Source organism: Streptomyces sp. NPDC085927 (assembly GCF_044540975.1).
Classification (GTDB): domain Bacteria; phylum Actinomycetota; class Actinomycetes; order Streptomycetales; family Streptomycetaceae; genus Streptomyces; species Streptomyces hirsutus.
This window is the reverse complement of the sequence record NZ_JBITSN010000002.1, coordinates 434,427-455,215: the sequence shown is the minus strand read 5'-3', so window position 1 is coordinate 455,215 and position 20,789 is coordinate 434,427. Positions and strand designations below refer to the sequence as shown.

The following is a 20,789-nucleotide window of genomic DNA, read 5'->3' as shown; positions in this document are numbered from 1 at the left end:
TGGTGCGCCCGGCCTCTCAGCCGGCCGCGGTGAACACCGCGACCGACCGGGCCGGGACGGTGAAGGTGCCGGTGTCCGACGCGTAGGACGAGGTCTTCACCACCGTGTCCGAGCCCGCCGCCTGCACCGGGTGCAGCCGGTGGCCCGTGCCGGCGAGGGCGCCGACGCGCTGTTCCTGCCGGTCCGGCGTGGCGTTGAGGACGACGACCAGGTCACCGAGGCGCATGGTGATCACGCCGGGTGTCTCGTCCTTCCCGGACAGCGGGAAGGACAGCGCGGACTGCACCTGCCCCGCGGTGTCGAGGGAGAAGGCCCGCTCCGTCGTACGGATCCTCAGCAGGTCCCGGTAGGCGGCCGAGGTGCCCTCGATCTGCGGGCACCCGACCCGCACCGCGCCCAGCAGGGGCTTGGCGTAGGACCACTTGTCGGCGTTGTCGGCGGCCGGCGGCAGGCCGCGGCCGAAGCCGTTGCCGTCGGCGCAGTTCCAGTGGATGGCGTTGAACCAGTCGCCGCTGTCGTAGGAGTTGCGGTCCAGGGACTTGGAGCGCAGCAGGTCGGTGCCGGCCTGGGAGAGCGCCGGGCCCTGCGACAGGGCGGCGGTCGCCATGGCGAGGACCTGCATGCGGGCCCGGTCGTCGGCGCTCGCGGACGCCGGCAGCTTGAACGCGAGCGCGTCGAACAGCGACTCGTTGTCGTGCGCGTCGGCGTAGGCGAGGGCGTCTCCGGGAGCGTGGGCGTATCCGGCCGGTGAGCCGTTGTAGTCGACCTGGGAGCCCTTGACCTCCTTGCCGTCGGTGTCGGTGAAGCGGTACTCGGCGAGGTTGCCGCTCAGACCCACCTTGATGAGGTCCTGGTAGTGCAGGAGCCGGGCCTTCTGCTCGGCCCTGGTGCCGTTGCTCTCCGAGGAGTTCGGGTCGGTGTAGAGGCCGGAGGCGAAGCCCTGGACGCCGGGGTCCTCGTCGAAGGGGCCGCCGCCGCGGACGGCGTCACGGGCCCGGTCGGAGAAGGTGGCGATGCCGGTGCCGGCCATGTTCTGCTGCGTGGCCTGTTCGAAACGGGCGTCGTCGGCGATCTCGCCGAAGTTCCAGCCCTCGCCGTACAGGATGATCTTCTTGCCGTCGACGCCGTCCTTCTTGAGGGTCAGCGCGTCGAGGGCCTTGCGGACGGCGAGGATGTTGGCCTTCGGGTGGTGGCCCATGAGGTCGAAGCGGAAGCCGTCGACCTTGTACTCCTTGGCCCAGGTGACGATCGAGTCGACGACGAGCTTGCCCATCATGGCGTTCTCGGGCGCGGTGTTGGCGCAGCAGGTGCTGTTGGCGACGGAGCCGTCGGCGAGGAGCCGCTGGTAGTAGCCGGGCACGATCCGGTCCAGGACGCTGGTGCCGGCCTGGCCACTGGCCGCGGTGTGGTTGTAGACGACGTCCATGACGACGCGCAGGCCGTCCTCGTTGAGTGCCTTGACCATCTTCCGGAACTCGACCGTGCGGGCCGTGCCGTCCGGGTCGGTGGCGTAGGAGCCCTCGGGGACCGTGTAGTGGTACGGGTCGTAGCCCCAGTTGTAGGCGTCCTTGGCGGCGGCCTTCGCCACGCACTCCTGCTGCTTGTCGGAGTCGGCGGGGTGGGCGGCGAGGTCGCAGTCGACGGTGGACCGGTCGGACTTCCTCTCGGGGATGGTCGCGATGTCGAAGGCGGGCAGCAGGTGCACGTACGAGGTGCCGGCCTGCGCCAGCTTCCGCAGGTGCCTGGAGCCGTCGCTGTCCTTGTCGGTGAAGGCGAGATAGGTTCCGGGCCGCTTCGCCGTGCGGTCCTCGACGGAGAAGTCGCGGATGTGCAGCTCCTGGATCTGGGCGTCCTTGAGGGGGACGGCCTTCGGCTTGTCCAGGCCCGACCAGCCCGTGGGGGCGAGGTCGCGGTCGCCGAGGTCGACGACGAGGCTGCGTGCGGAGTCGGTGGTCAGGGCGACCGAGTAGGGGTCGGTGACCTTGTTGGTGACGAGCTCGCGGGTGCTGGGCGCCCACACCTTCACCGCGTACCGGTAGGGCTTGCCCTTCCAGGACTTGGGGCCGGTGACGGACCAGACGCCGGTGGCGTCGTCGCGCTGCATCCGGGCGGTGGAGCCGCCGATCTCCAGCGAGACGCTCTGCGCGGTCGGCGCCCACACGGAGAGCGTGGGACGGCCGTCGCGGAGGACGGGGCCGAGTTCCGCCTTCGCCGCGCCGGCCGCGTACAGGTCGTCGAGGACGCCTGCGGTCTGCACGCCGGTCGCCGCGAGGACCGCGCCGTTGGCGGCGCGCTGGGCGGCGACGACCTGGCCGCGCAGGGCCTCGCGTACGCGGTCCCGGTCGCGCGGGTCGACCGAGTGGGCGGTGCCGTCCTTCAGGTGCGGGAACTTCTCCTTCTGCGCGTCGGTCAGGGCGGCCGGGAGCAGCCGGATCACGCGCGTGTCGTCACCGAGGACGAGCGTGCCGTCCTGCGCCTTGACCGAGCCGGTGCGGGAGGCGAGGAGCTGGGTGGAGGCGGCGCCCGCGGAGCCGTTCCAGACGACGGTGTCCCGGTCGATCCAGACCGCCTTCGAGGTGGCCAGGTCGACGGCGGCGGCCGAGCCGGGCGGCTGCGGCAGCAGGTACTTCGCCTCGCCGCTCAACAGCCACACCTCGTGGCCGTTCGCCTTGAGGTCGAGCGACTGGTCGGAGGGGAGGTCCTTCTCGTCGCCCTTGTGGATGATGTAGCTGAGGCTGGTGGCACCCTCGGTGAGCGGTACCTCGAAGACCGCGCCATAGGGATCAGTCTTCACCGGCTTCAGGGGTTTCGACCAGTCGGTGGGCTCGGCGGCGCCGGTCCACACGTGCAGGCCCCAGCCGTCGTAGTCGCCGTCGGCGCGCTGGTAGTGCAGCACCGCCTTGCTCTTGTCCTGCGCGGGGTACTCGGGCCGTTCGGTGGTGACGGTCTCCTTGCCCTGCTCGATCCAGATCTCGCCGGTCTTCGTGACGTCGATGGTGCGGTCGGTGGAGACGTCCTTGTTGCCGTCCTTGTCGACCACCAGGAAGCCGACGTCCGAGGCGCCGGGCTTGAGCTTGACGTGGGCGAAGGCGCCGTAGGCGTCGCGGCCGGTGAAGGGGTGGCCGGCCGGCCACTCGGTGGCCTCGCCGTCGGCGAGGTCGCCCCAGGCGTACAGGCCCCAGTCGTCGTAGTCGCCGTCGGCGCGGTTGTAGTGGACGATCGCGTAGTCGCGTGAGGCCGCGCCGGGCAGCTCCTCCACGGGCGGGGTGCCGGTGGTGGAGGCGGCCAGGGCGCTCGCGGTGCGGCCGGCCGCGTCGATCGCGACGGCCTTGTAGCGCAGGGCGGTGCCGGCGGGCACGTCGTCGCCGATGGTGTGGGTGACCTTGTGGGGGGCGTGGTCGGAGGAGCCGAGCGTGCGCCACTTCCCGGTGCCGGTCTGGGCGGCGAAGACGACGCGGTTGAGCTGCCCGCCCTCGACGTCGGCGGTGAGTTCGACGGTGCCGGTGGCGCCCGCTTCGGGGGCCTTGAGGGTGACCGTGGGCTTCGCGGCGGGCTCGGCGAGCCTGCCGGACGCCTTGAGGACGACCGCGGAGCCGGCCGGGACGGTGACGGTGATCTTCCGGTCGGCGCCGCTGGTGACGGAGGCGTCGGTGCCGTGGACGCCGCGGAAGGTCATGCGGGCCGAGTTCGTGGCGAAGGTCGCCCTCTTGGCGTCGTCGGCGTTGTTGAAGGCGACCACGTACTCCGTGGTGTCCTTGCCGGTCGCGGTGCGGGAGAAGGCGTAGACGCCGGGGCCGTCGGCCGCGTACCGCTCCTGCTGCACACCGTCGGTGAGGGCGGGGTGGGCCTTGCGGAGCTTCGCGAGGGCGCTGATCTGCCGGTAGAGCGGGGCCTTCGTGTCGTAGGCGTCCTCGGCGTGGGTGCGGTCGGTGCCGATGAGGTCGTCGTCGAGGTAGTCGGCGGTGCGGGAGGCGAACAGGGTCTGGCGGGCGTCCTTGTCGCCGCCGGCGCCGGTGAAGCCCTGTTCGTCGCCGTAGTAGACGACGGGGTTGCCGCGGCTGAGGAACATCAGCTCGTTGGCGAGCATGTCCTTCTTCAGCAGTTCGGCGTCGGACGCCTTCGGGTCGTCCTGCTTCAGGAACGTCCCGATGCGGCCCATGTCGTGGTTGCCGAGGAAGGTGACCTGCTCGTAGGCGTTGGCCCGGTCGGTCGTGTACTTGTGGTCGTCGCCGAAGACCGCGGCGAGCCGGCCGGCGCCGCCGCCCTGGGAGGCGTACTGCCGGGCCGCTTCCTGGAAGGGGAAGTCGAGGGTGGCGTCGAGACGGCCCTCGGTGACGTAGGGGGCGGTGACGTCGGTGTCGGCGGAGTAGACCTCGCCGAACATGAAGAAGTCGTCGCGCCCCTTCTTCGCCGCGTAGGCGTCGAGGGCGGTGGCCCACTGGGTCCAGAACTCCATGTTGACGTGCTTCACGGTGTCGATCCGGAAGCCGTCGATGTCGAAGTCCCGCACCCACCGCTGGTAGATCTTCTCCATGCCGTCGACGACCTCGGGACGCTCGGTCCACAGGTCGTCGAGGCCGGAGAAGTCGCCGTACTCGCTGGACTCGCCGGCGAAGGTGGAGTCGCCCCGGTTGTGGTACATCGCCGGGTCGTTGAGCCACGACGGGGCCTTGAGGTCCTTCTTCGCGGCGGGGACGGCCGGGGTGCGCGGGAAGGACCCGGCGTCGACGCGCGGGAACGCGCGCGAGCCGTCGGCGTAGTCGGCGTCGTCGAAGGGCTTCCCGTCCTTGGTCAGGTAGGGGAAGGCGCCCTTGGAGAGGTAGTCGTAGGACTTCTCCTCGTAGTCGACGACGTCGGCGGTGTGGTTGGTGATGACGTCGAAGAAGACCTTCATGCCCTTGTCGTGGGCCTTGTCGATGAGGGTCTCGAGGTCCTTGTTGGTGCCGAAGTGCGGGTCGACCTGGGTGAAGTCGGTGATCCAGTACCCGTGGTAGCCGGCGGACGCGTCCTCGCCGGTGCCCTGGACGGGCTGGTTCTTGAAGAGGGGCGCCATCCAGATGGATGTGGTGCCGAGCCCCTTGATGTAGTCGAGCTTCCGGGTGAGGCCCTTGAGGTCGCCGCCCTGGTAGAAGCCCTTGTCGGTGGGGTCGTACCCGGTGCTGAGCCGCGAACCGGTCAGCCCGCCCCGGTCGTTCTTCGTATCCCCGTTGGCGAAACGATCCGGCAGGACGAAGTAGAACTGCTCCCGGGTGAGATCGTGCCGCGCGGGGGCCTTCGCCAGTGTGGCGTCCGACGGAGGCGCGGGGGGCGTGGCGGCCTGAGCTGCCAGGGGCTGTACGAAGGTGGCGGCAAGGGCGGCGGCGAGCGCTGCCGCGGTGACCGCGGCCACCCGCCTGCCCTGCGTGGTGCGGCGCGCCGGGGGCGCGGGCCATCTGGGTATCAAGGCGTGAACTCCTTGCGATTACGGCTCATTCGGGGTCCGACCCCACGCCACGGCACGGCCTGTTCCGGCCATGTCACCGAGGCACCGGCGTGACCGTATCGCCGCTGAAAGCTTTACAGCAAGGGTTGTGAAAGTAACGGTAAGGACTTACAGCCGGACGCCGGCCGCGCCGCTCCCCCCGTGAAGGGCGGCGCGGCCGGCGCGCGTTCAGCAGGACGACTTGCCCGCGTACACCGCGAGGGCCGTGTTCGAGCCCAGGGTGGCGGTCAGCTGTCCCGAACCGTTCACCGTCACCTGCGTGTTGTTCTGGACGTTGCAGTACGTGCCGGAGGGCAGCGAGGTCTGGTAGGTGCGGGTCAGGGAGCCCGACTCGTGGTTGACGGCCACGAAGCCCTTGTTGCCCCGGCCGAAGGCGATGGCGTCGTTCCCGTTGTTCCACCAGTTCGTCACGGCCTGGCCGCGCGTGGCGTTGCGGAAGGCGACCATGGACTTGATCTCCGGCCAGGCGTGCTGGCACTTCCAGCCGTTCTGCCAGCAGGCGTTCACCTGGCCGCCGTTCGGCGGGCCGGCGTCGTGGTCGGAGAACTCGTAGCCGGAGTTGATGTCCGGGGAGCCGTAGGGCCAGGCCAGCATGAAGACGTTGGCCAGGGTGTAGTTGGCGTTGTCCTTGTAGCTGAGCGTGGAGCCGTTGCGCTCGGTGTCGTGGTTGTCGACGAAGACGCCCGAGACACTGCTGTTCATGTAACCCCAGCCCTCGCCGTAGTTCTTCAGGTAGGCGAGGTTCTCGTTGGTGAAGACCCGCTTGAGGTCGTAGGCGTAGCGGAACTCCTGGACGTCGCCGGTGCCGGTGTACTCGCCGGGCTGGACGGCCTCGCCGGCGCCGTAGATGGCCTCCTGCTTCCAGTACACGCCGGGGTTGCTCAGGCGGGACTTGATGTTCGCCAGGTCGGCGGCCGGCATGTGCTTGGCCGCGTCGATGCGGAAGCCGTCCACCCCGAGGGAGAGCAGGTCGTTCAGGTACCCGGCGATGGCCCTGCGGACGTACTCCTCTCCGGTGTCGAGGTCGGCGAGACCGACCAGTTCGCAGTTCTGGACGTTCCCGCGGTTGCGGTAGTCGGTGATCTGCGAGGTGCAGTTGTCGAAGTCGGGCGCCGAGTACAGGCCGGGGTAGTTGTACTTGGTGTACGACGAGCCGCCGGTGCCGGTGCCGTTGCCCGCGGACATGTGGTTGATGACCGCGTCGGCGACGACCTTCACGCCGGCCGCGTGACACGTGTTCACCATGTTCCGGAAGGCGGTGCGGTCGCCGAGCCGGCCGGCGATCTTGTAGCTGACGGGCTGGTACGACGTCCACCACTGCGAGCCCTGTATGTGCTCGGCGGGCGGGGAGACCTGGACGGAGCCGTACCCGGCGGGGCCGAGGGTGTTCGTGCACTCGCGGGCGACCGAGTTGAAGTTCCACTCGAAGAGGACGGCGGTGACGTCCTTGTTCCCGGGCGGTGCGGCCTGCGCGACAGTCGGGGTCATGACAACCGAAGCGACCGCGAGCGCGGCGACCCCGGCGAGGGTTCTGCGTGCCATGTGGGGTTCCTTCTTCATCGAAGGGTGTGGGGAGTGCGAAGGCCTCTGAAGCTTCTTGCTGAAACCTTCAGAAACCTTGCGGTGACGCAGATGTTAAAGCTTCACCCTCCGAAAGGGCAGCACCCCGTACGAAGTTGCGGCAAAAAATGACGCGCTCCCGGAAGCCTGAAGACGGCCGGTGCCCCCGGGGTCAGCTGAGCAGCCCCGCCCTCACCCGCTCATCCGTCAGCAGTTGCAGCACCCCGGGGTCATCGGCGAACACGTCTTCCGCTCCAGGCGCCATCGCCTGGTGGAACATCGCGTACACCACATCGGCGGTCGGCTGTTCCCATACGGTGCTCGTCCACTCCAGCACGCCCTCGTCGTCGCCCTTCTCGTGGGCGCGCAGCCACTCCTCGATGCACAGCCGCGTGATCCGGTAGACCTTCCGCCGGCCTCGTACCAGCACGCCGCGGTTGAGCCCGAAGACCTCACAGGTCGCCTCCCCCTTGGGCGTCAGAGGCAAGTACTCACCCGCCGCGAGCACCAGATGAAGGTGCCGAGCGGGATCCTCACTGCTGGGATCGATCAGCAGAGGACGCCCTCCGGCGTCGACAGGGAAGGCCTCCCGCTTCTGGTGGCTGTTGCAGAGGGAACAGGCGAGCAGGTGGTTACTCCAGTCGAAAGTGCGCAGCGGGGCACGGCTCAGCGGCTCGAAGTGGTCGATGTCCGTCCCCTGGTTGTCGCCGCAGTACATGCACCGTTCGATGCCGGGTGCCATCCCCGCCAGGGTCTCGCTCAGCACGGTGTGGACATGCCGACGTGCGGTGGTGTGCTTCCACAGACTTCGGGCACGGTCCACCGGTTTCCCGGCCTTGCCTATCTCCTGTGTGTACACGGTCATACGTCGACGCGTCTGCTGCGGCAGACCGGCTCGCTGAATCCTGATCACGACGGCCACTCGTCGTCGGCCCGGTGACGCAGCCGCGCGGCCACCTCGTCAACACGGGTCGCCGGGGAGCTCACCAACTTCCGCTTCAACTCCCGGTATCGCCTGCGCTGTTCATCGCTCGCCCGGCCCCGCAGCACACTGATCTCCAGCGCCACGAGTTCGCTTCGCTTCCGCTCGGCCTTCTCGGAGTAGGGCGTGTCGAGCCCGAAGAGGTACGACAGCACGGCGTCGTCCCCGCTTCCATATACGACCCTGTCGTACACATCGGGCGAGACCTTCTCGACCTGCCCCTCCTCCTCCGTGCCCGGAAGCCGGATGAGACCTCCTGGGTCGGCCGACTGGCAGATGTACGGGCTGTGGGTGGTGACGATGAACTGGATGCCGGGAAAGTGGGAGGTCAGCCAGCTGCCGATGCGTCTCTGCCAGGACACATGCAGGTGAGCGTCGATCTCGTCGATGATCACGACACCCGCGTAGTCGGCGGTCGGGATCTCGGTCTCCTCGTCGTAGAACACGAGCAGTTCCCCGTAGGCGTCATAGATCTGTTTGAGGATATCCACGACCAGGGCGGCCACGGCCCGGTAGCCGTCGCTCATTTCCCTCAGAGGGAAGCGGCGCCCCTGGTGCGTCACCCACAGTCCCTCGGAGTCGACGGTCTCGATGCAACAGCCGTCGGGCAGAAGGTCGTCACCAAGGATCTCCAGCGCAGCGGCCAACAGTTCGTCGGCCCCTTCTCGCCGCTCGAGCGCCCGGAGGTGCTGTTCAATGAGCCATGTCACGCCCTCGGAGAGCGAGGCGTCCTCGTGGAACAGGCTCGCCTGCCGGGCCACCGGCCCCGATGCCAGCATGAGCCGCTGCACCTCCCCCGACCCTCCGACCAGCCGCCGAAACGGCCCGTACGCAGCGCAGAACCAGCCTTCGGGATTGTCGGCCCAAGGGCCTCGTTGAGCAGTTATCGTCTTGGCGCCGGTGTAGTTGACGGCCTCCAAGGACGGCTGTACCACTCTGCCCGGCTTGCCCTTGCCTCCGCCCGGCTCCGGGGGAAGCTTCCACTCCAGCCCCGCCCAGAACGTCCCCGACGGCCGACGTCCCTGCGCGAAGCGGTCATACCGGGGATCGTGCGCCAGCTCCACCTCTACAGAGGCACTGCGTTCACCGTGCGCGACCCAGTTCTCAAACCCGGGCATCAGACTCCGAGAGGCGGCGGGACCGCTCACGGCCAGGGAGATGGCCCGCAGCAACGTGGTCTTCCCCGACCCGTTACGACCGGCGAGCACCGTCCACCCCGCGTACGAGCCGTCGGGCCGGACCAGTTCGAGGTCCACCTCGTCAAAGGGCTTGATGTTGTGCAGGTAGACCCTGGAGAGATACATGATCCGATCCGCCCGATCCGCCGTGTGCCGGGTGCCCACGCTGTTTCACCACGTCAGCCTAGAGGAGGCGGGGCCGCGGCAGTGGTCGGTCAGTCGCCGCCCCGTATGCCGGTGACGAAGGCGCCCCATGCGGCAGCCGGGAACAGCAGCGTCGGACCACTGGGATTCTTGCTGTCACGGACGGGGACGGTGCCGGGGATGTTGTCGGCGAGTTCGAGGCAGTCTCCGCCCTGCCCATTGCTGTACGTGCTCTTACGCCATGTGACGTTGTTCATGTCGGTTCCTGCGGGGCGCATCTGCTGAACTCCTCCATCGCGGAACGGATCAGGACCAGGGACTCATCAGGAGGCAACGCTTTGGCCTGGAGCAGATCGTAGGCCAGGGCATACGCGGCCACGTCCTCCGAAGTCTCCGCCAACTCGCCGGAGTGCGAGCTTTCGATGTAAGCCACGTCAGGCCCTCGCTCGAAGCTCAGGAGAGTCAAGGAACCGCCCATGACCGGGTGCTCGCCCTGCTCGAAGGGCAGGAGCTGCACCACCACGTGCGGCGTTCGCGCCATGCTCAGCACGTGCGCCAACTGCTCGCGCATCACTGCCCGGCCTCCCACAGGACGTCGAATCACCGCCTCGTCCAGGATGCACCACAGCAGGGGCGGAGAACCACGCTGGAGGATGGTCTGCCGTTCCAGTCGGGTGGCCACGAGGTCTTCGATCTCCGCGCCTGTGTCGCGAGGGCGACTGATACGCAGCAGGGCTCGAGCGTATGGCTCGGTCTGGAGGAGGCCGGGCACGATGTGCGCCGTGTACTTGAGCATCTTGACCGCCCTGGCCTCGTACGCCACGAACTTCCGCGCCCAGTCCGGGATCGGGGTCCGCTTGATGTGGGTCCACAGGTCGACCAGGTCGCCGTCGGCCTCCAGGATCTCGTCCAGCCTGGCGTTGACGTCCTCGGGCGGGGTCTCCTTGCCCAGTTCGAACTGGGCGATACGGCTGTGAGCGATGGGAAGGCGATCGCCGAGTTGCCGTTGGGTGAACCCGGCGCGGACGCGGAGCTTGCGCAGCTTCACGCCGTACAGCGCCGACAGGGACGCGGACGGGTCGAGTTCCTTCGGCGCGGGCATCGCCTGTCCCCCGTTTTCGATTCGGCGCAACGAAAATCGTCACCCCTGGTGAGCGTAGCGTCACGTACCGATGATCGTGGGGAGAGTCGGGATCATCACGAAGGAAGGGCACCGCACTCATGGCACCACAGGAACGTACGAGGCGCGCAGCCGCGATCCAGGACGCCGACGAGGCCAGGAACGAACTCTCCTCGGCGCTGGACGGCGCGGGCGTGCTCCTGCCCTCGCTGGGGCTCGACACCATCTCGCTGGCCAGTGGCTATCTGCCGCCGTTGGTGGATCTCGGACGCTGCAATCCAGGCACGGCACGCAAGCTGGCGGAAGTGCTGCGGGAGGGCCGCGCCACCGAACTGACCGCCAGGGTGCGTGAGGTGAACCAGCGGAGCGAGCAGCGCATCAGGTAGCACCCGCAACGGGCGAGGGCCCGCCACTCCCTGTCAGGAAGCGGCGGGCCCGGTGCCCGGTCCGTGAGCCATCAGCCCGTGGTGAACCACACCGTCGTGTCGCCCGGCACCTTCGCCTTGCCGTCCGCCCCGCCCACATCACCGCTGGCGAGGAGCACCCGCCCGTACGCCTCGGTGGTCACCGTCTCGCCCGTCGTGTTCGCGACGCACACGAACTCCCCGCGCCGGAAGGCGAGGACGCCTTCGGGGGCCGACAGCCACTCCACCGATTCGCCCGCGCCCAGGTCGGCCTGCTCCCGGCGCGCGGCGAGTGCGGCGCGGTACAGCTCCAGGGTCGAGCCGGCCACTCCGGTCTGCGCCTCGACGCTCAGCTCGCTCCAGCCCTCCGGCTGCGGCAGCCAGCTGCCGCCGCCCCCGAAGCCGTACGAGGAACCGGTGCGGGTCCACGGGATCGGCACCCGGCATCCGTCGCGGAAGCCGTCCTGGCCCGCGCCCCGGAAGTACGCCGGGTCCTGGCGCACCTCGTCGGGGAGGTCCACGACGTCCGGGAGCCCCAGCTCCTCGCCCTGGTAGACGTAGGCCGAGCCGGGCAGCGCCAGCATCAGCAGCGTCGCCGCGCGGGCCCGGCGCAGACCGAGTTCGCGGTCCCCGGCCTCCCGGATCTGGGTGCCGAGGCCGGGCGGGTTGCCGAAGCGGGTGGCGTGCCGGGTGACGTCGTGGTTGGACAGCACCCAGGTCGCGGGGGCGCCGACCGGGCGCATGGAGTCCAGCGTGCGGTCGATGACCACGCGCAGTTCCTCGGCGTCCCAGTGGGTTCCCAGGTACTGGAAGTTGAACGCCTGGTGCAACTCGTCCGGGCGGACGTAGTTGGCGGTGCGCTCCACGGTCGGCGTCCACGCCTCGGCGACGAAGATTCGCTCACCCGCGTACTCGTCGAGGACGAGCCGCCACTGCCGGTAGATGTCGTGGACGCCGTCCTGGTCGAAGAACGGCATGACATCGTTGCCCAGCAGCTTCAGCTGCTCGTGGTCCCCCAGGTCGGGCAGTCCCTCGGCCTTCACCATGCCGTGCGCGACGTCGATGCGGAAGCCGTCCACGCCCATGTCGAGCCAGAACCGCAGGATGGAGCGGAACTCGTCGCCGACGGCCGGGTGCTCCCAGTTGAAGTCGGGCTGCTCGGGTGCGAACAGGTGCAGGTACCAGTCGCCCGGGGTGCCGTCGGGTTCGGTGACCCGGGTCCAGGCGGGGCCGCCGAAGATCGACTCCCAGTCGTTGGGCGGGAGTTCGCCGTTCTTACCCTTGCCGGGGCGGAAGTGGTAGCGGTCGCGCGAGGGCGAGCCGGGGCCCTCGGCGAGCGCCCGCTTGAACCACTCGTGCTGGTCGGAGGAGTGGTTGGGCACGATGTCGACGATGATCCGCAGGCCCAGTTCGTGGGCGTCCCGGATCAGCGCGTCCGCGTCGAGCAGGGTGCCGAACATGGGGTCGACGGCACGGTAGTCGGCGACGTCGTAGCCGGCGTCGGCCTGCGGGGAGGCGTAGAAGGGGCTGAGCCACACGGCGTCCACCCCGAGGTCGCGCAGGTACGGCAGGCGGGAGCGGATGCCCTCCAGGTCGCCCATGCCGTCGCCGTTGCTGTCGGCGAAGCTGCGCGGATACACCTGGTAGATCACCGCGTCCCGCCACCAGTCGTGGCGCCTGGCGACGGTGGCTACGGCAGCGTCGGTCGTCGGGGTGGGGGCCGGGGCGGCGGCGTGCTGCTGACTCATGTCGTCCTTGAATACGTGGGGTCGGTCAGGGAGGCGAGTGGGGCCGAGGCCGAGGAGGAGGGACACGGGAGACGAGGCGGCCGCGGTGCCGGCGGGGTCGGATGTCTGTGCACCGCGACCGCCTCCCCGCGCGCGGTGAGGCGCGCGGGAGTCCTGCGGAGGGCGTCAGCCCTTCGTGCCGCCCGCGGTGAGGCCGGCCACCAGGTTCTTCTGCACGAGGTAGAAGAACGCGGAGACGGGTATCGCGATCAGGACCGCCGTGGCGGCCATGAGGTTGCGCTGGGCGTCGTGCTCGCTGACGAAGCTCTGCAGACCGACCGCGAGCGTGTACTTCTCGTCGTCCAGCATGAACGTCGTGGCGAAGGCGACCTCGCCGAACGCCGTGATGAAGCTGTAGAAGGCGGCGACCGCAAGGCCCGGCTTGGCGAGCGGCAGGATCAGCCGCACGAACGTGCCGAACGGGGACAGCCCGTCGACCCGGCCCGCTTCGTCGATCTCGAACGGAATGGTGTCGAAATAGCCCTTCATCAGCCAGGCACAGTACGGCACCGCGGTCGAGCAGTAGACGAGGATGAGGCCGAAATAGGTGTCGATCAGCTGAAGGTCGGACAGGATCTGGTACATCGGGACCATCAGGACGGCCACCGGGAACATCTGGGTGACCAGCAGGACCCACATGAACTTCTTGTACCCGGGGAACCGCATCCGGGACACCGCGTACCCGGTGGTGGCGGCGACCAGGACGCCGATGACGGTGGTGCCGAGCGAGACGATCAGCGAACTCTTCAGCCAGTCGAAGAAGTTCGTGTTCTGCAGCACGAACGTGTAGTTGTCCAGCGTCATCTTGCCCCAGATACCGCTGGGGCGCAGATAGTCGTCCTTGTCCGGGCCGAGGGACAGGAAGACCAGCCAGGCGACCGGGAACAGCGCGATGAGGCTCGCCACGATCAGGATGCCGTGCGAGGCGAGGGCGCCGCCGCGGCCGGTCTCGCCGCGCCGCCGCGTCCCGGGCCGGAGGGGCGTGGTCCTCCCGGCCGGCTTGCCCGTCACCACGGCCGGCGGTGGGGTGTCGAGGGTACTCATGGGGGCTCCTGCCTCAGATCGCGAGCTGCTGCTCATTGCGGTTCAGCCAGCGGCGGTAGAAGGAGGTGAAGACGATCAGGATGGCCAGCAGCAGCATGCCGTAGGCCGCGGACTGCGCGAAGTCGCGCGGCTGCTGCCCGAAGCCGAGTTGGTACGCCCAGGTGACGAGGATCTGGGCTTCCGGGGCGGTGTTGCCGAACAGCAGGAAGATGACGGCGAACTGGTTGAAGGTCCAGATGATGCCGAGCAGCACGACGGTGGAGCTGACCGAGCGCAGGCCCGGCAGGGTGACGTGGCGGAACCGCTGCCAGGCGTTGGCGCCGTCCATCTCGGCCGCCTCGTACAGGGTGCCGTCGATCGACTGGAGGCCGCCGAGCAGGGAGACCATCATGAACGGCACACCGCACCAGGTGTTGACCATGATCGCGGCGAACCGCTGCCAGAAGGTGTCCTCGAGCCACAGCGGCGTCGGCAGGCCCAGGGACTCCAGGCCCGAGTTGATGATGCCGCTGTCGGCGAGCATGAACCGCCAGCCGAAGACGGTGACGAAGGTCGGCACGGCCCACGGGAGGATCAGGATCAGCCGGTAGAAGGTGCGGCCGCGCAGCTTCTGGTTGAGCAGCAGGGCCAGGCCCAGACCGATGGTGTAGTGCAGGCCGACGCAGGCCGCCGTCCAGACGATCGTCCAGATGAAGTGCGACCAGAAGCGGTCGTACGACGTCTCGCCCCAGAGGATGTCGGCGTAGTTGTCCAGGCCGATGAACTTGTACGTGGCCTCGATCTCGTTGACGCCGATGGTGCGGGCCGAGTTGAGGCTGTTGGCGTCGGTGAGGGTGAGGTAGAAGCCGTACGCCAGGGGATACAGCACGAGGACGCCGAGCACGACGACCACGGGCACGATCATGGCGAAGGCGTACCAGTGCTTCTGGTAGGCGTGCTTCAGGCGGCTGACCCGGCCGGCGCGGGGCGGGCGGTCACCGCTGCGCTTGCCGGTCGCGCGGTCGATGGCGACTGTCATGGTTCGGCACCTTCTGGATGATCAAGGGGTTCGGCACACAGGCCGGTGGCCGCCGGATCCTCCCCTCCCGGAAAGGGACCCGGCGGCCACGCGGGCTCTACTTGCTGAAGTCCGGCACCAGCTTCGCGATGGCGGTCTCGGCATCGCCCAGACCCTTGTCCAGGGACTCCTTGCCGCCCGCGATCTGGGGCAGCTCGTCATCAAGCGGTCCCCACAGCGAGCTGTACTCGGGCAGGGCCGGGCGCGGCTGGGCGGCCTCGAGGACCGTCTGGTAGCCGGCGATGCCCGGGTCGGCCTTGACCTTGTCGGTGTAGGCGTCGTCACGCGTGGGCAGCGTGGAGTTCTTCAGGGCGATGGTCTCCTGGGCCTTGGCCGAGGACATGAAGTTCACGAACTTCAGCGCGGCCTCCTGCTTCGCCGCGTCGGAGCCGGCGTAGACGGAGAGGTTGTGGCCGCCGGTCGGAGCGCCCGCCGTGCCGGCGGAGCCGGCCGGGACGGTGGCGATGCCCAGGTTGTTCTTGTCCTTGAAGGCCGAGCCCTTGTAGAAGTTGGTGATCTCCCACGGGCCCTGGATGATCGCGGCGACCTTGCCGTTGACGAACGCGTCCTGGATGTGGGCGTAGGCGTCGGCGGTGGTGTCGGCCTTCTTCAGGCCCTTGCCGTCGAAGAGGTCCAGCCAGGTGCCGTAGGCCTTCTTGGCCTCGGGCGACGTGACGGTGATCTTCTTGGCGTCGGCGTCGACCGTGTCGGTGCCCTCGCCGTAGAGGAAGGACTGGGCGTAGTAGGCCTGGGTGGAGCCCCAGTAGCCGTCGACGCCGGTCTTGTCCTTGATGGTGGCGGCGGCCTTCTTCAGGTCGTCCCAGGTCTTGGGGGCCTCGACGCCGGCCTTCTCGAAGAGTTCCTTGTTGTAGACCAGTGCGAGCGTGTCCGTGACGAACGGGACGCCGTAGACCTTGTCCTCGTACGTCGCCTGCTCGATCAGGTTGGACTTGAACTTCGCCTGGTCCTTCAGCGCCTCGGTGCCGTCCAGCGGCAGGAAGAAGCCCTTCTTGGCGAAGGCGGGGGTCCAGCCGACCTCGGAGCGCAGCACGTCGGGGGCGCCCTTGGAACCGGCGGCGGTGTCGAACTTGTTCTGCGCCTGGTCGAAGGGGACGTTGACGTACTTGACCTTGACGTCCTTGTTGGCGGCCTCGAACTCCTTGACCAGGGCCTGGTAGGTCGGCGCCTCGTTGGTCGCGTTGGAGGTGTCCCACCAGGTGATGGTGACCGGGCCGTCGGCCGAGTCGCCGCTGTCGCTGTCTCCGCCGCAGGCCGTCGCCGTGAGGGCGAGGGACGCCACCAGCGCGGTGGCCGCTATGCCACGCCGCATGAGTTCTCCTTGAGGGTGAAAGCCCGTATGTGCAGGTGCGGCCCCGTCTGCCGACCTGCCTCTTCGCCGACCGCGCCGATGGGGCCGCCGGGCGACGTGAACGTAACAGCGATGCAACCGATCCGAAAGACCTTGCTGAAAAATTTTGCAAGGAAGCCCGACGGTTACCCCGTCGTGACCTCTCCTTGACCCCCTCCCCGTGGTGCCCCGATCGCTGTGCCACCGCCGATTTTCCGGTGTCAGGACAGGAGTTCGGACAGTTGTGCAAGACTCTGCAAGTACTTGCCATCCGTTTCCGTCGGGGGAATCATCCGTTGCGGTACGGAACGCCGAGCACCCCTGCCGAGCACGACCGGCCGACCACGACATGAGGGACCGCGATGACCCAGCAGCCCGCGACGGGCCGTTCGACCGCACGCGCCAGGCGTCCGGCCGGTGTGCAAGGAGCGGGGCGGCCGATAGGGTCCGGTGCTGTGACCACACGTCTTGCCGACATCGCTGCTCAGGCCGGGGTGAGCGAGGCGACCGTCAGCCGCGTGCTCAACGGCAAGCCGGGCGTCGCCGCCACCACCCGCCAGTCCGTCCTCGCCGCCCTCGACGTCCTGGGCTACGAACGCCCGGTGCGGTTGCGGCAGCGCAGCGAGGGCCTGGTGGGACTGATCACTCCCGAGCTGGAGAACCCGATCTTCCCGGCGCTGGCCCAGGTCATCGGGCAGGCACTGACCCGCCAGGGCTACACGCCGGTGCTGGCCACCCAGACCCCGGGCGGGTCCACGGAGGACGAGCTGACGGAGATGCTGGTCGACCGCGGGGTGGCCGGCATCATCTACGTCTCCGGACTGCACGCGGACACCACGGCCGACATGCAGCGCTACGAGCGGCTGCGCGCCCGGGGGGTGCCGTTCGTCCTGGTCGACGGCTTCTCGCCGAAGGTGCAGGCGCCGTTCATCTCGCCCGACGACCGGGCGGCGATGGCGCTGGCGGTCACGCATCTCGCCTCCCTCGGCCACACCCGGATCGGGCTGGCGCTGGGGCCGAAGCGGTTCGTGCCGGTGCAGCGAAAGATCGAGGGCTTCGTCCGCACCGTGCAGGAGCAGCTGGGGCTGGCCGCCGAGACCGTGGAGACGGAGCTGGTCCAGCACTCCCTGTACACCCTGGAGGGCGGCCAGGCCGCCGCCAGCGCGCTCATGGACCGCGGGTGCACGGCGGTGGTGTGCGCCAGCGACATGATGGCGCTGGGTGCGATACGGGCGGCCCGGCAGCGCGGTCTCGAGGTGCCGACGGACATCTCGGTGGTCGGCTTCGACGACTCCCCGCTGATCGCCTTCACCGACCCGCCGCTGACCACGGTCCGCAAGCCGGTCCCGGCGATGGGCCAGGCCGCGGTGCGCACCCTGCTGGAGGAGATCGGCGGGACGCCCGCCCCGCACAGCGAGTTCGTGTTCATGCCGGAGCTGGTGGTCCGGGGCTCGACGGCCTCGGCGCCCGGGGAGCGGAACCGCCCCTAGGGGGCGGTCCGGCGCCCCCGCGTCTTCGGCACGAGCCGCCGGACCGCTCTCCGGGCTCTCCGGGCTCTCCGGGCAGAGGTATCCCTAGCCGCGTCGTCGTCGCTCTCCTGCGCCTCGTGACCGCACGCACCGGACCCCTCTCACCCCGGCCGGAAAGTCGCCGCGGGTCACCTCCTGCCCGACCCGCCGGACGGGTCCGGCCGGGGCGCGGCGAGGGCAGCCGCCGGACCGCTCGTGCTCCCCGCCCCTGCGCACACCGGCGAGCGGCCCCGGGGCGGCGTCGCGGCTGCCGCGGTCGCCGCCCCCTGCCGGTGCACGGGGTCCTCAGAGGAGGGTGGGCCGATCGCCCCAGTCGAGGCGGAGCACGGCCAGGTCGTCGGAGTGGCGGCCGGCGTTCAGCGCGTGGGTTTCCTTGATGAGGAGGTCGACCTGGTCCGCCGGGTCCGCCGACGGCAGCTTCCCTATCAGCGCGAGCAGCCCTTCGACGCCGAGCCGCTCGCCCTTCGTCCCGTTGTGTCCTTCGATGAGGCCGTCGGTGTAGATGGTCAGGGCTCCGGCGGCCGGGAGCGGAACGACCGTGGAGGGCCAGCTGCACTCTCCGGGGACGATGCCCAGGGCGATGCCGTGTTCGGCGCTCACCTCCCGGGTGCCCTCGGCCGTGGTGAGGAGGGGCTCGTGATGGCCCGCCAGGTGGAGCACGGCGGTGCCGGAGCGCTGGTCGAGGGTGAGGAGCGTGCAGGTGGCGAACAGTTGCTGGTTGTCGCGTTCGGCGATCAGGAGGCGTTCCATCAGGTGCAGCAGGTCGTCTCCGCGGTGCCCGCCGAGCACCAGGGAGCGCCAGGCGATCCGCAGACAGACACCGAGCGCCGCGGCGTCGGGACCGTGGCCGCTGACGTCGCCCACGACGGCGTGCAGCAGCCCGTCGTCTCCCTCCACCACGTCGAGGAAGTCCCCGCCGAGCAGGGCCATCTCGGCACCGGGCAGGTAACGGGACGTCACCTTCACCGTGGAGGTGTCGAGCATCGGCTGGGGCAGCAGACCGCGTTCCAGGCGGGCGTTCTCCTCCGCCCGCAGCCGGGTGGCCTGGGCTTCGGCGCTCGCGCGTTCCGTCCGGCTCCGGTAGACGGCGTAGCGCAGCGTCCTTCGCAGCAGGTCCGCTTCGACCTTGCCCTTGACGAGGTAGTCCTGCGCTCCGGCGGCCATGGCCTCGGTGCCCGCCCGGTCCTCGGACAGCCCGGTCAGGACGATCACCGCGGTGTGCGGGGCCAGCCCGCGCACGGCCGTGACCGCGTCGACGCCCGACACGTCGGGCAGGTGCAGGTCGAGGAGAACGCAGTCGATCGGGCTGCCGGCCAGTTCGGCGCGCGCCTCGGCCAGACTGGTCCGGATGGTCAGCGCGAACCTCATCCCCGTGTCGTGAAGGAGTTCCTCCACGAGCAGGGCGTCGCCCGGGTCGTCCTCGATCAGCAGGATGCGGTACACCGGCCCCTCGGAGGAGGCTTCCGGCACGACCGCCATGACCTCGGTCATCGCGCCGGCTCCGCGTCGGCGCGGTCGGCCTCCGGCAGGGCGGGCAGGGCGGGGGTCTCCGGCGGCTGGGGAGCGAGGGTGAAGGTGATGCGCGTGCCGTCGTGGTATTCCGGGTCGACCTCGATGGCGCCCCCGTGGAACTCGACGATCTTCTTGCACATCGCGAGGCCGATTCCGCTGCCGGTGTAGGTGTCCTTGGTGTGCAGCCGCTGGAAGATCACGAACACCTTGTCGGCGTACTCCGGTGCGATGCCGATGCCGTTGTCGGTGACGGTGAACCGCCACAGCTCGCCTTCCCGGGCCGCCGTGACGTGGATCTCCGGCGCTTCGCCCGGCCGGCGGAACTTGACGGCGTTGCTGATCAGGTTCTGCCAGAGCATGCCCATCTGGGTGGGGTCGGCGACCAGGGTCGGCAGCGGATCGTGGGTGATCTCCGCTCCGGCCTCCTCGATGCCGACGCTCAGCTCGGACAGGGTCCTTTCCAGCACCTTGTCCAGGTCGACGCTCTGGTGGGAGTTGTGCAGCCGCCCGACCCGGGAGAAGTCGAGCAGGTCGTTGATGAGGGTCTGCATGCGGTTCGCCCCGTCGACCGCGAAGTCGATGTACTGGTCGGCCCGGCTGTCGAGCTGCCCTCCGTAGCGCCGCTGGAGGAGCTGGGTGAAGCTGGAGACCTTGCGCAGCGGCTCCTGCAGGTCGTGGGAGGCCACGTACGCGAACTGCTCCAGCTCGGCGTTGGAGCGCTGGAGGTCCGCGGCCTGCGCGTCCAGCCGCAGCCGTGTGTCCTCGCTGAGGGCCAGTTCCTGTACGAGACGCTGCCGCATGAAGTCGATCTCACGGCTGAGGTGCCGCAGGTCGGCGGGACCGGTCGGGGTGATGGGGTGTCCGAAGTCACCGCCGGCGACGGCGCGGGCGTCCGCGCTGAGCCGCTCCAGCGGCGTGTTGATGCCGCGGCGCAGCCCTTCGAAGATCAGGGCCGTGAGGACGGCGATGACCACCGCGATGGCGCTGAACACCCAGTTCCTCAGAACCATCGTGTCCATCAGGTCGTCCCTCGTGCGTACGCGGTCCGCGCGCAGCCGTTCCTGCTGGCTGCTCAGGGCGGCACGTACGTCGTCGAAGGCCTCTTTGCCCTCCGCCGCCCGTCGGGTGGCCATCGGTGAGGGCGAGCCGGCGGGCGCGGCGGCGATGGGCCGGGCGATCCTCTCCTGCCACCTCTCCACGGCGCCCTGCACCGCCTTCAGGTCGTCCAGACCCGCGCGGTCCTCCTCGAGCAGCCTGTTGAGCTGCGCAAAGCTCGCTTCCTGCTCGGTGAGCCCCTGCTTGTAGGGGGTGATGAACTCCGACATGCCGGTGAGCCCGTAGCCGCGGATTCCGGTCTCCTGGTTGAGCACGGCGGCTTCCAGGCGGATCGCGACGGTCAGCGCGGGGGACCGCACGTCCACGAGGTCGTCGCTGATCGTCTGGGTCCGTCCCAGTACCCATGCGCCCGCGGTCCCGAGCAGGGTCAGAACCACGAGGGACACGGCCACCCCCACGCGAAGCCACCGCCTGGTCGTCCAGGTGGAAAACCCTCGTATGTGCGATTGCCTTTCGTCGGCAGTCATCCTGTGGGCTCCTCATTGCGGCAATCACCTTGAAAGTTTGGCCAGCACACTTTAGAGGG

At 69.2% G+C, this 20,789-nt stretch carries 14 protein-coding genes; 2 read left to right on the top strand and 12 right to left on the bottom strand.

The features are described 5' to 3' along the window. Positions 1 to 16 precede the first annotated feature (16 nt). The 6 genes from pulA to ACIF80_RS07005 form a co-directional block, all read right to left on the bottom strand. Complete coding sequence (gene pulA, locus ACIF80_RS07030) at positions 17 to 5,443, bottom strand: pullulanase-type alpha-1,6-glucosidase (protein ID WP_399800367.1); 5,427 nt, start codon at positions 5,441 to 5,443, stop codon at positions 17 to 19. Between the two features lie 207 nt (positions 5,444 to 5,650). Then, a complete protein-coding gene (locus ACIF80_RS07025; RefSeq protein ID WP_399800364.1) occupies positions 5,651 to 7,024 on the bottom strand; it encodes an alpha-amylase family protein in 1,374 nt (457 codons plus the stop codon). A 190-nt stretch (positions 7,025 to 7,214) separates the two neighbouring features. Beyond that, positions 7,215 to 7,907: an HNH endonuclease gene (locus ACIF80_RS07020; RefSeq protein ID WP_399800362.1), complete on the bottom strand. Its 693-nt coding sequence runs from the start codon at positions 7,905 to 7,907 to the stop codon at positions 7,215 to 7,217. Between the two features lie 44 nt (positions 7,908 to 7,951). After that, the gene (locus tag ACIF80_RS07015) at positions 7,952 to 9,328 is read right to left on the bottom strand and encodes an AAA family ATPase (protein WP_399800359.1); all 1,377 of its coding nucleotides are present in this window, start codon (positions 9,326 to 9,328) and stop codon (positions 7,952 to 7,954) included. Between the two features lie 89 nt (positions 9,329 to 9,417). Then, positions 9,418 to 9,603 carry a DUF397 domain-containing protein gene (locus ACIF80_RS07010; protein ID WP_399800356.1) on the bottom strand — a complete coding sequence of 62 codons (186 nt, stop codon included), beginning with the start codon at positions 9,601 to 9,603 and terminating at the stop codon, positions 9,418 to 9,420. Further along, entirely contained in the window at positions 9,600 to 10,448 is an 849-nt protein-coding gene (locus tag ACIF80_RS07005) for a Scr1 family TA system antitoxin-like transcriptional regulator (protein ID WP_399800353.1), read from the bottom strand. Before ACIF80_RS07005 ends, ACIF80_RS07010 begins: the two co-directional genes overlap by 4 nt. A 119-nt stretch (positions 10,449 to 10,567) precedes the next feature. Here ACIF80_RS07005 and ACIF80_RS07000 point away from each other — a divergent pair, with 119 nt between their 5' ends. Beyond that, on the top strand, positions 10,568 to 10,852 hold the full coding sequence (locus ACIF80_RS07000; protein ID WP_399800350.1) for a hypothetical protein: 285 nt from the start codon (positions 10,568 to 10,570) through the stop codon (positions 10,850 to 10,852). Positions 10,853 to 10,923: 71 nt separating this feature from the next. On the opposite strand, the gene ACIF80_RS06995 is transcribed toward ACIF80_RS07000, so the two are convergent. The 4 genes from ACIF80_RS06995 to ACIF80_RS06980 form a co-directional block, all read right to left on the bottom strand. After that, positions 10,924 to 12,618: a glycoside hydrolase family 13 protein gene (locus tag ACIF80_RS06995; protein ID WP_399800347.1), complete on the bottom strand. Its 1,695-nt coding sequence runs from the start codon at positions 12,616 to 12,618 to the stop codon at positions 10,924 to 10,926. Between the two features lie 165 nt (positions 12,619 to 12,783). After that, positions 12,784 to 13,701 (bottom strand): sugar ABC transporter permease, encoded by a 918-nt coding sequence (locus ACIF80_RS06990; protein WP_399800344.1) that lies wholly within the window; start codon positions 13,699 to 13,701, stop codon positions 12,784 to 12,786. A gap of 13 nt (positions 13,702 to 13,714) precedes the next feature. Next, positions 13,715 to 14,719: a carbohydrate ABC transporter permease gene (locus ACIF80_RS06985; protein WP_399800343.1), complete on the bottom strand. Its 1,005-nt coding sequence runs from the start codon at positions 14,717 to 14,719 to the stop codon at positions 13,715 to 13,717. Between the two features lie 97 nt (positions 14,720 to 14,816). Further along, positions 14,817 to 16,088 (bottom strand): extracellular solute-binding protein, encoded by a 1,272-nt coding sequence (locus ACIF80_RS06980; RefSeq protein WP_399800340.1) that lies wholly within the window; start codon positions 16,086 to 16,088, stop codon positions 14,817 to 14,819. A 473-nt stretch (positions 16,089 to 16,561) separates the two neighbouring features. On the opposite strand from ACIF80_RS06980, the gene ACIF80_RS06975 reads away from it, so the two are divergent. Then, on the top strand, positions 16,562 to 17,596 hold the full coding sequence (locus tag ACIF80_RS06975) for a LacI family DNA-binding transcriptional regulator (RefSeq protein WP_326752298.1): 1,035 nt from the start codon (positions 16,562 to 16,564) through the stop codon (positions 17,594 to 17,596). Positions 17,597 to 17,920: 324 nt separating this feature from the next. Here ACIF80_RS06975 and ACIF80_RS06970 read toward each other — a convergent pair whose 3' ends face one another. Further along, on the bottom strand, positions 17,921 to 19,126 hold the full coding sequence (locus ACIF80_RS06970) for a PP2C family protein-serine/threonine phosphatase (RefSeq protein WP_399800337.1): 1,206 nt from the start codon (positions 19,124 to 19,126) through the stop codon (positions 17,921 to 17,923). Further along, complete coding sequence (locus tag ACIF80_RS06965) at positions 19,123 to 20,730, bottom strand: ATP-binding protein (RefSeq protein WP_399800334.1); 1,608 nt, start codon at positions 20,728 to 20,730, stop codon at positions 19,123 to 19,125. Before ACIF80_RS06965 ends, ACIF80_RS06970 begins: the two co-directional genes overlap by 4 nt. Positions 20,731 to 20,789: the final 59 nt, after the last annotated feature.

Bases quoted from the DNA above. Each gene is read 5' to 3' on its own strand.
- ACIF80_RS07020 (WP_399800362.1), bottom strand. From the start codon at position 7,907: ATGACCGTGTACACACAGGAGATAGGCAAGGCCGGGAAACCGGTGGAC.
- ACIF80_RS07010 (WP_399800356.1), bottom strand. From the start codon at position 9,603: ATGAACAACGTCACATGGCGTAAGAGCACGTACAGCAATGGGCAGGGC.
- ACIF80_RS06995 (WP_399800347.1), bottom strand. From the start codon at position 12,618: ATGAGTCAGCAGCACGCCGCCGCCCCGGCCCCCACCCCGACGACCGAC.
- ACIF80_RS06985 (WP_399800343.1), bottom strand. From the start codon at position 14,719: ATGACAGTCGCCATCGACCGCGCGACCGGCAAGCGCAGCGGTGACCGC.
- ACIF80_RS06970 (WP_399800337.1), bottom strand. From the start codon at position 19,126: ATGACCGAGGTCATGGCGGTCGTGCCGGAAGCCTCCTCCGAGGGGCCG.
- ACIF80_RS07000 (WP_399800350.1), top strand. From the start codon at position 10,568: ATGGCACCACAGGAACGTACGAGGCGCGCAGCCGCGATCCAGGACGCC.
- ACIF80_RS07015 (WP_399800359.1), bottom strand. From the start codon at position 9,328: ATGTATCTCTCCAGGGTCTACCTGCACAACATCAAGCCCTTTGACGAG.
- ACIF80_RS07025 (WP_399800364.1), bottom strand. From the start codon at position 7,024: ATGGCACGCAGAACCCTCGCCGGGGTCGCCGCGCTCGCGGTCGCTTCG.
- ACIF80_RS06980 (WP_399800340.1), bottom strand. From the start codon at position 16,088: ATGCGGCGTGGCATAGCGGCCACCGCGCTGGTGGCGTCCCTCGCCCTC.
- ACIF80_RS06990 (WP_399800344.1), bottom strand. From the start codon at position 13,701: ATGAGTACCCTCGACACCCCACCGCCGGCCGTGGTGACGGGCAAGCCG.
- ACIF80_RS06965 (WP_399800334.1), bottom strand. From the start codon at position 20,730: ATGACTGCCGACGAAAGGCAATCGCACATACGAGGGTTTTCCACCTGG.
- ACIF80_RS07005 (WP_399800353.1), bottom strand. From the start codon at position 10,448: ATGCCCGCGCCGAAGGAACTCGACCCGTCCGCGTCCCTGTCGGCGCTG.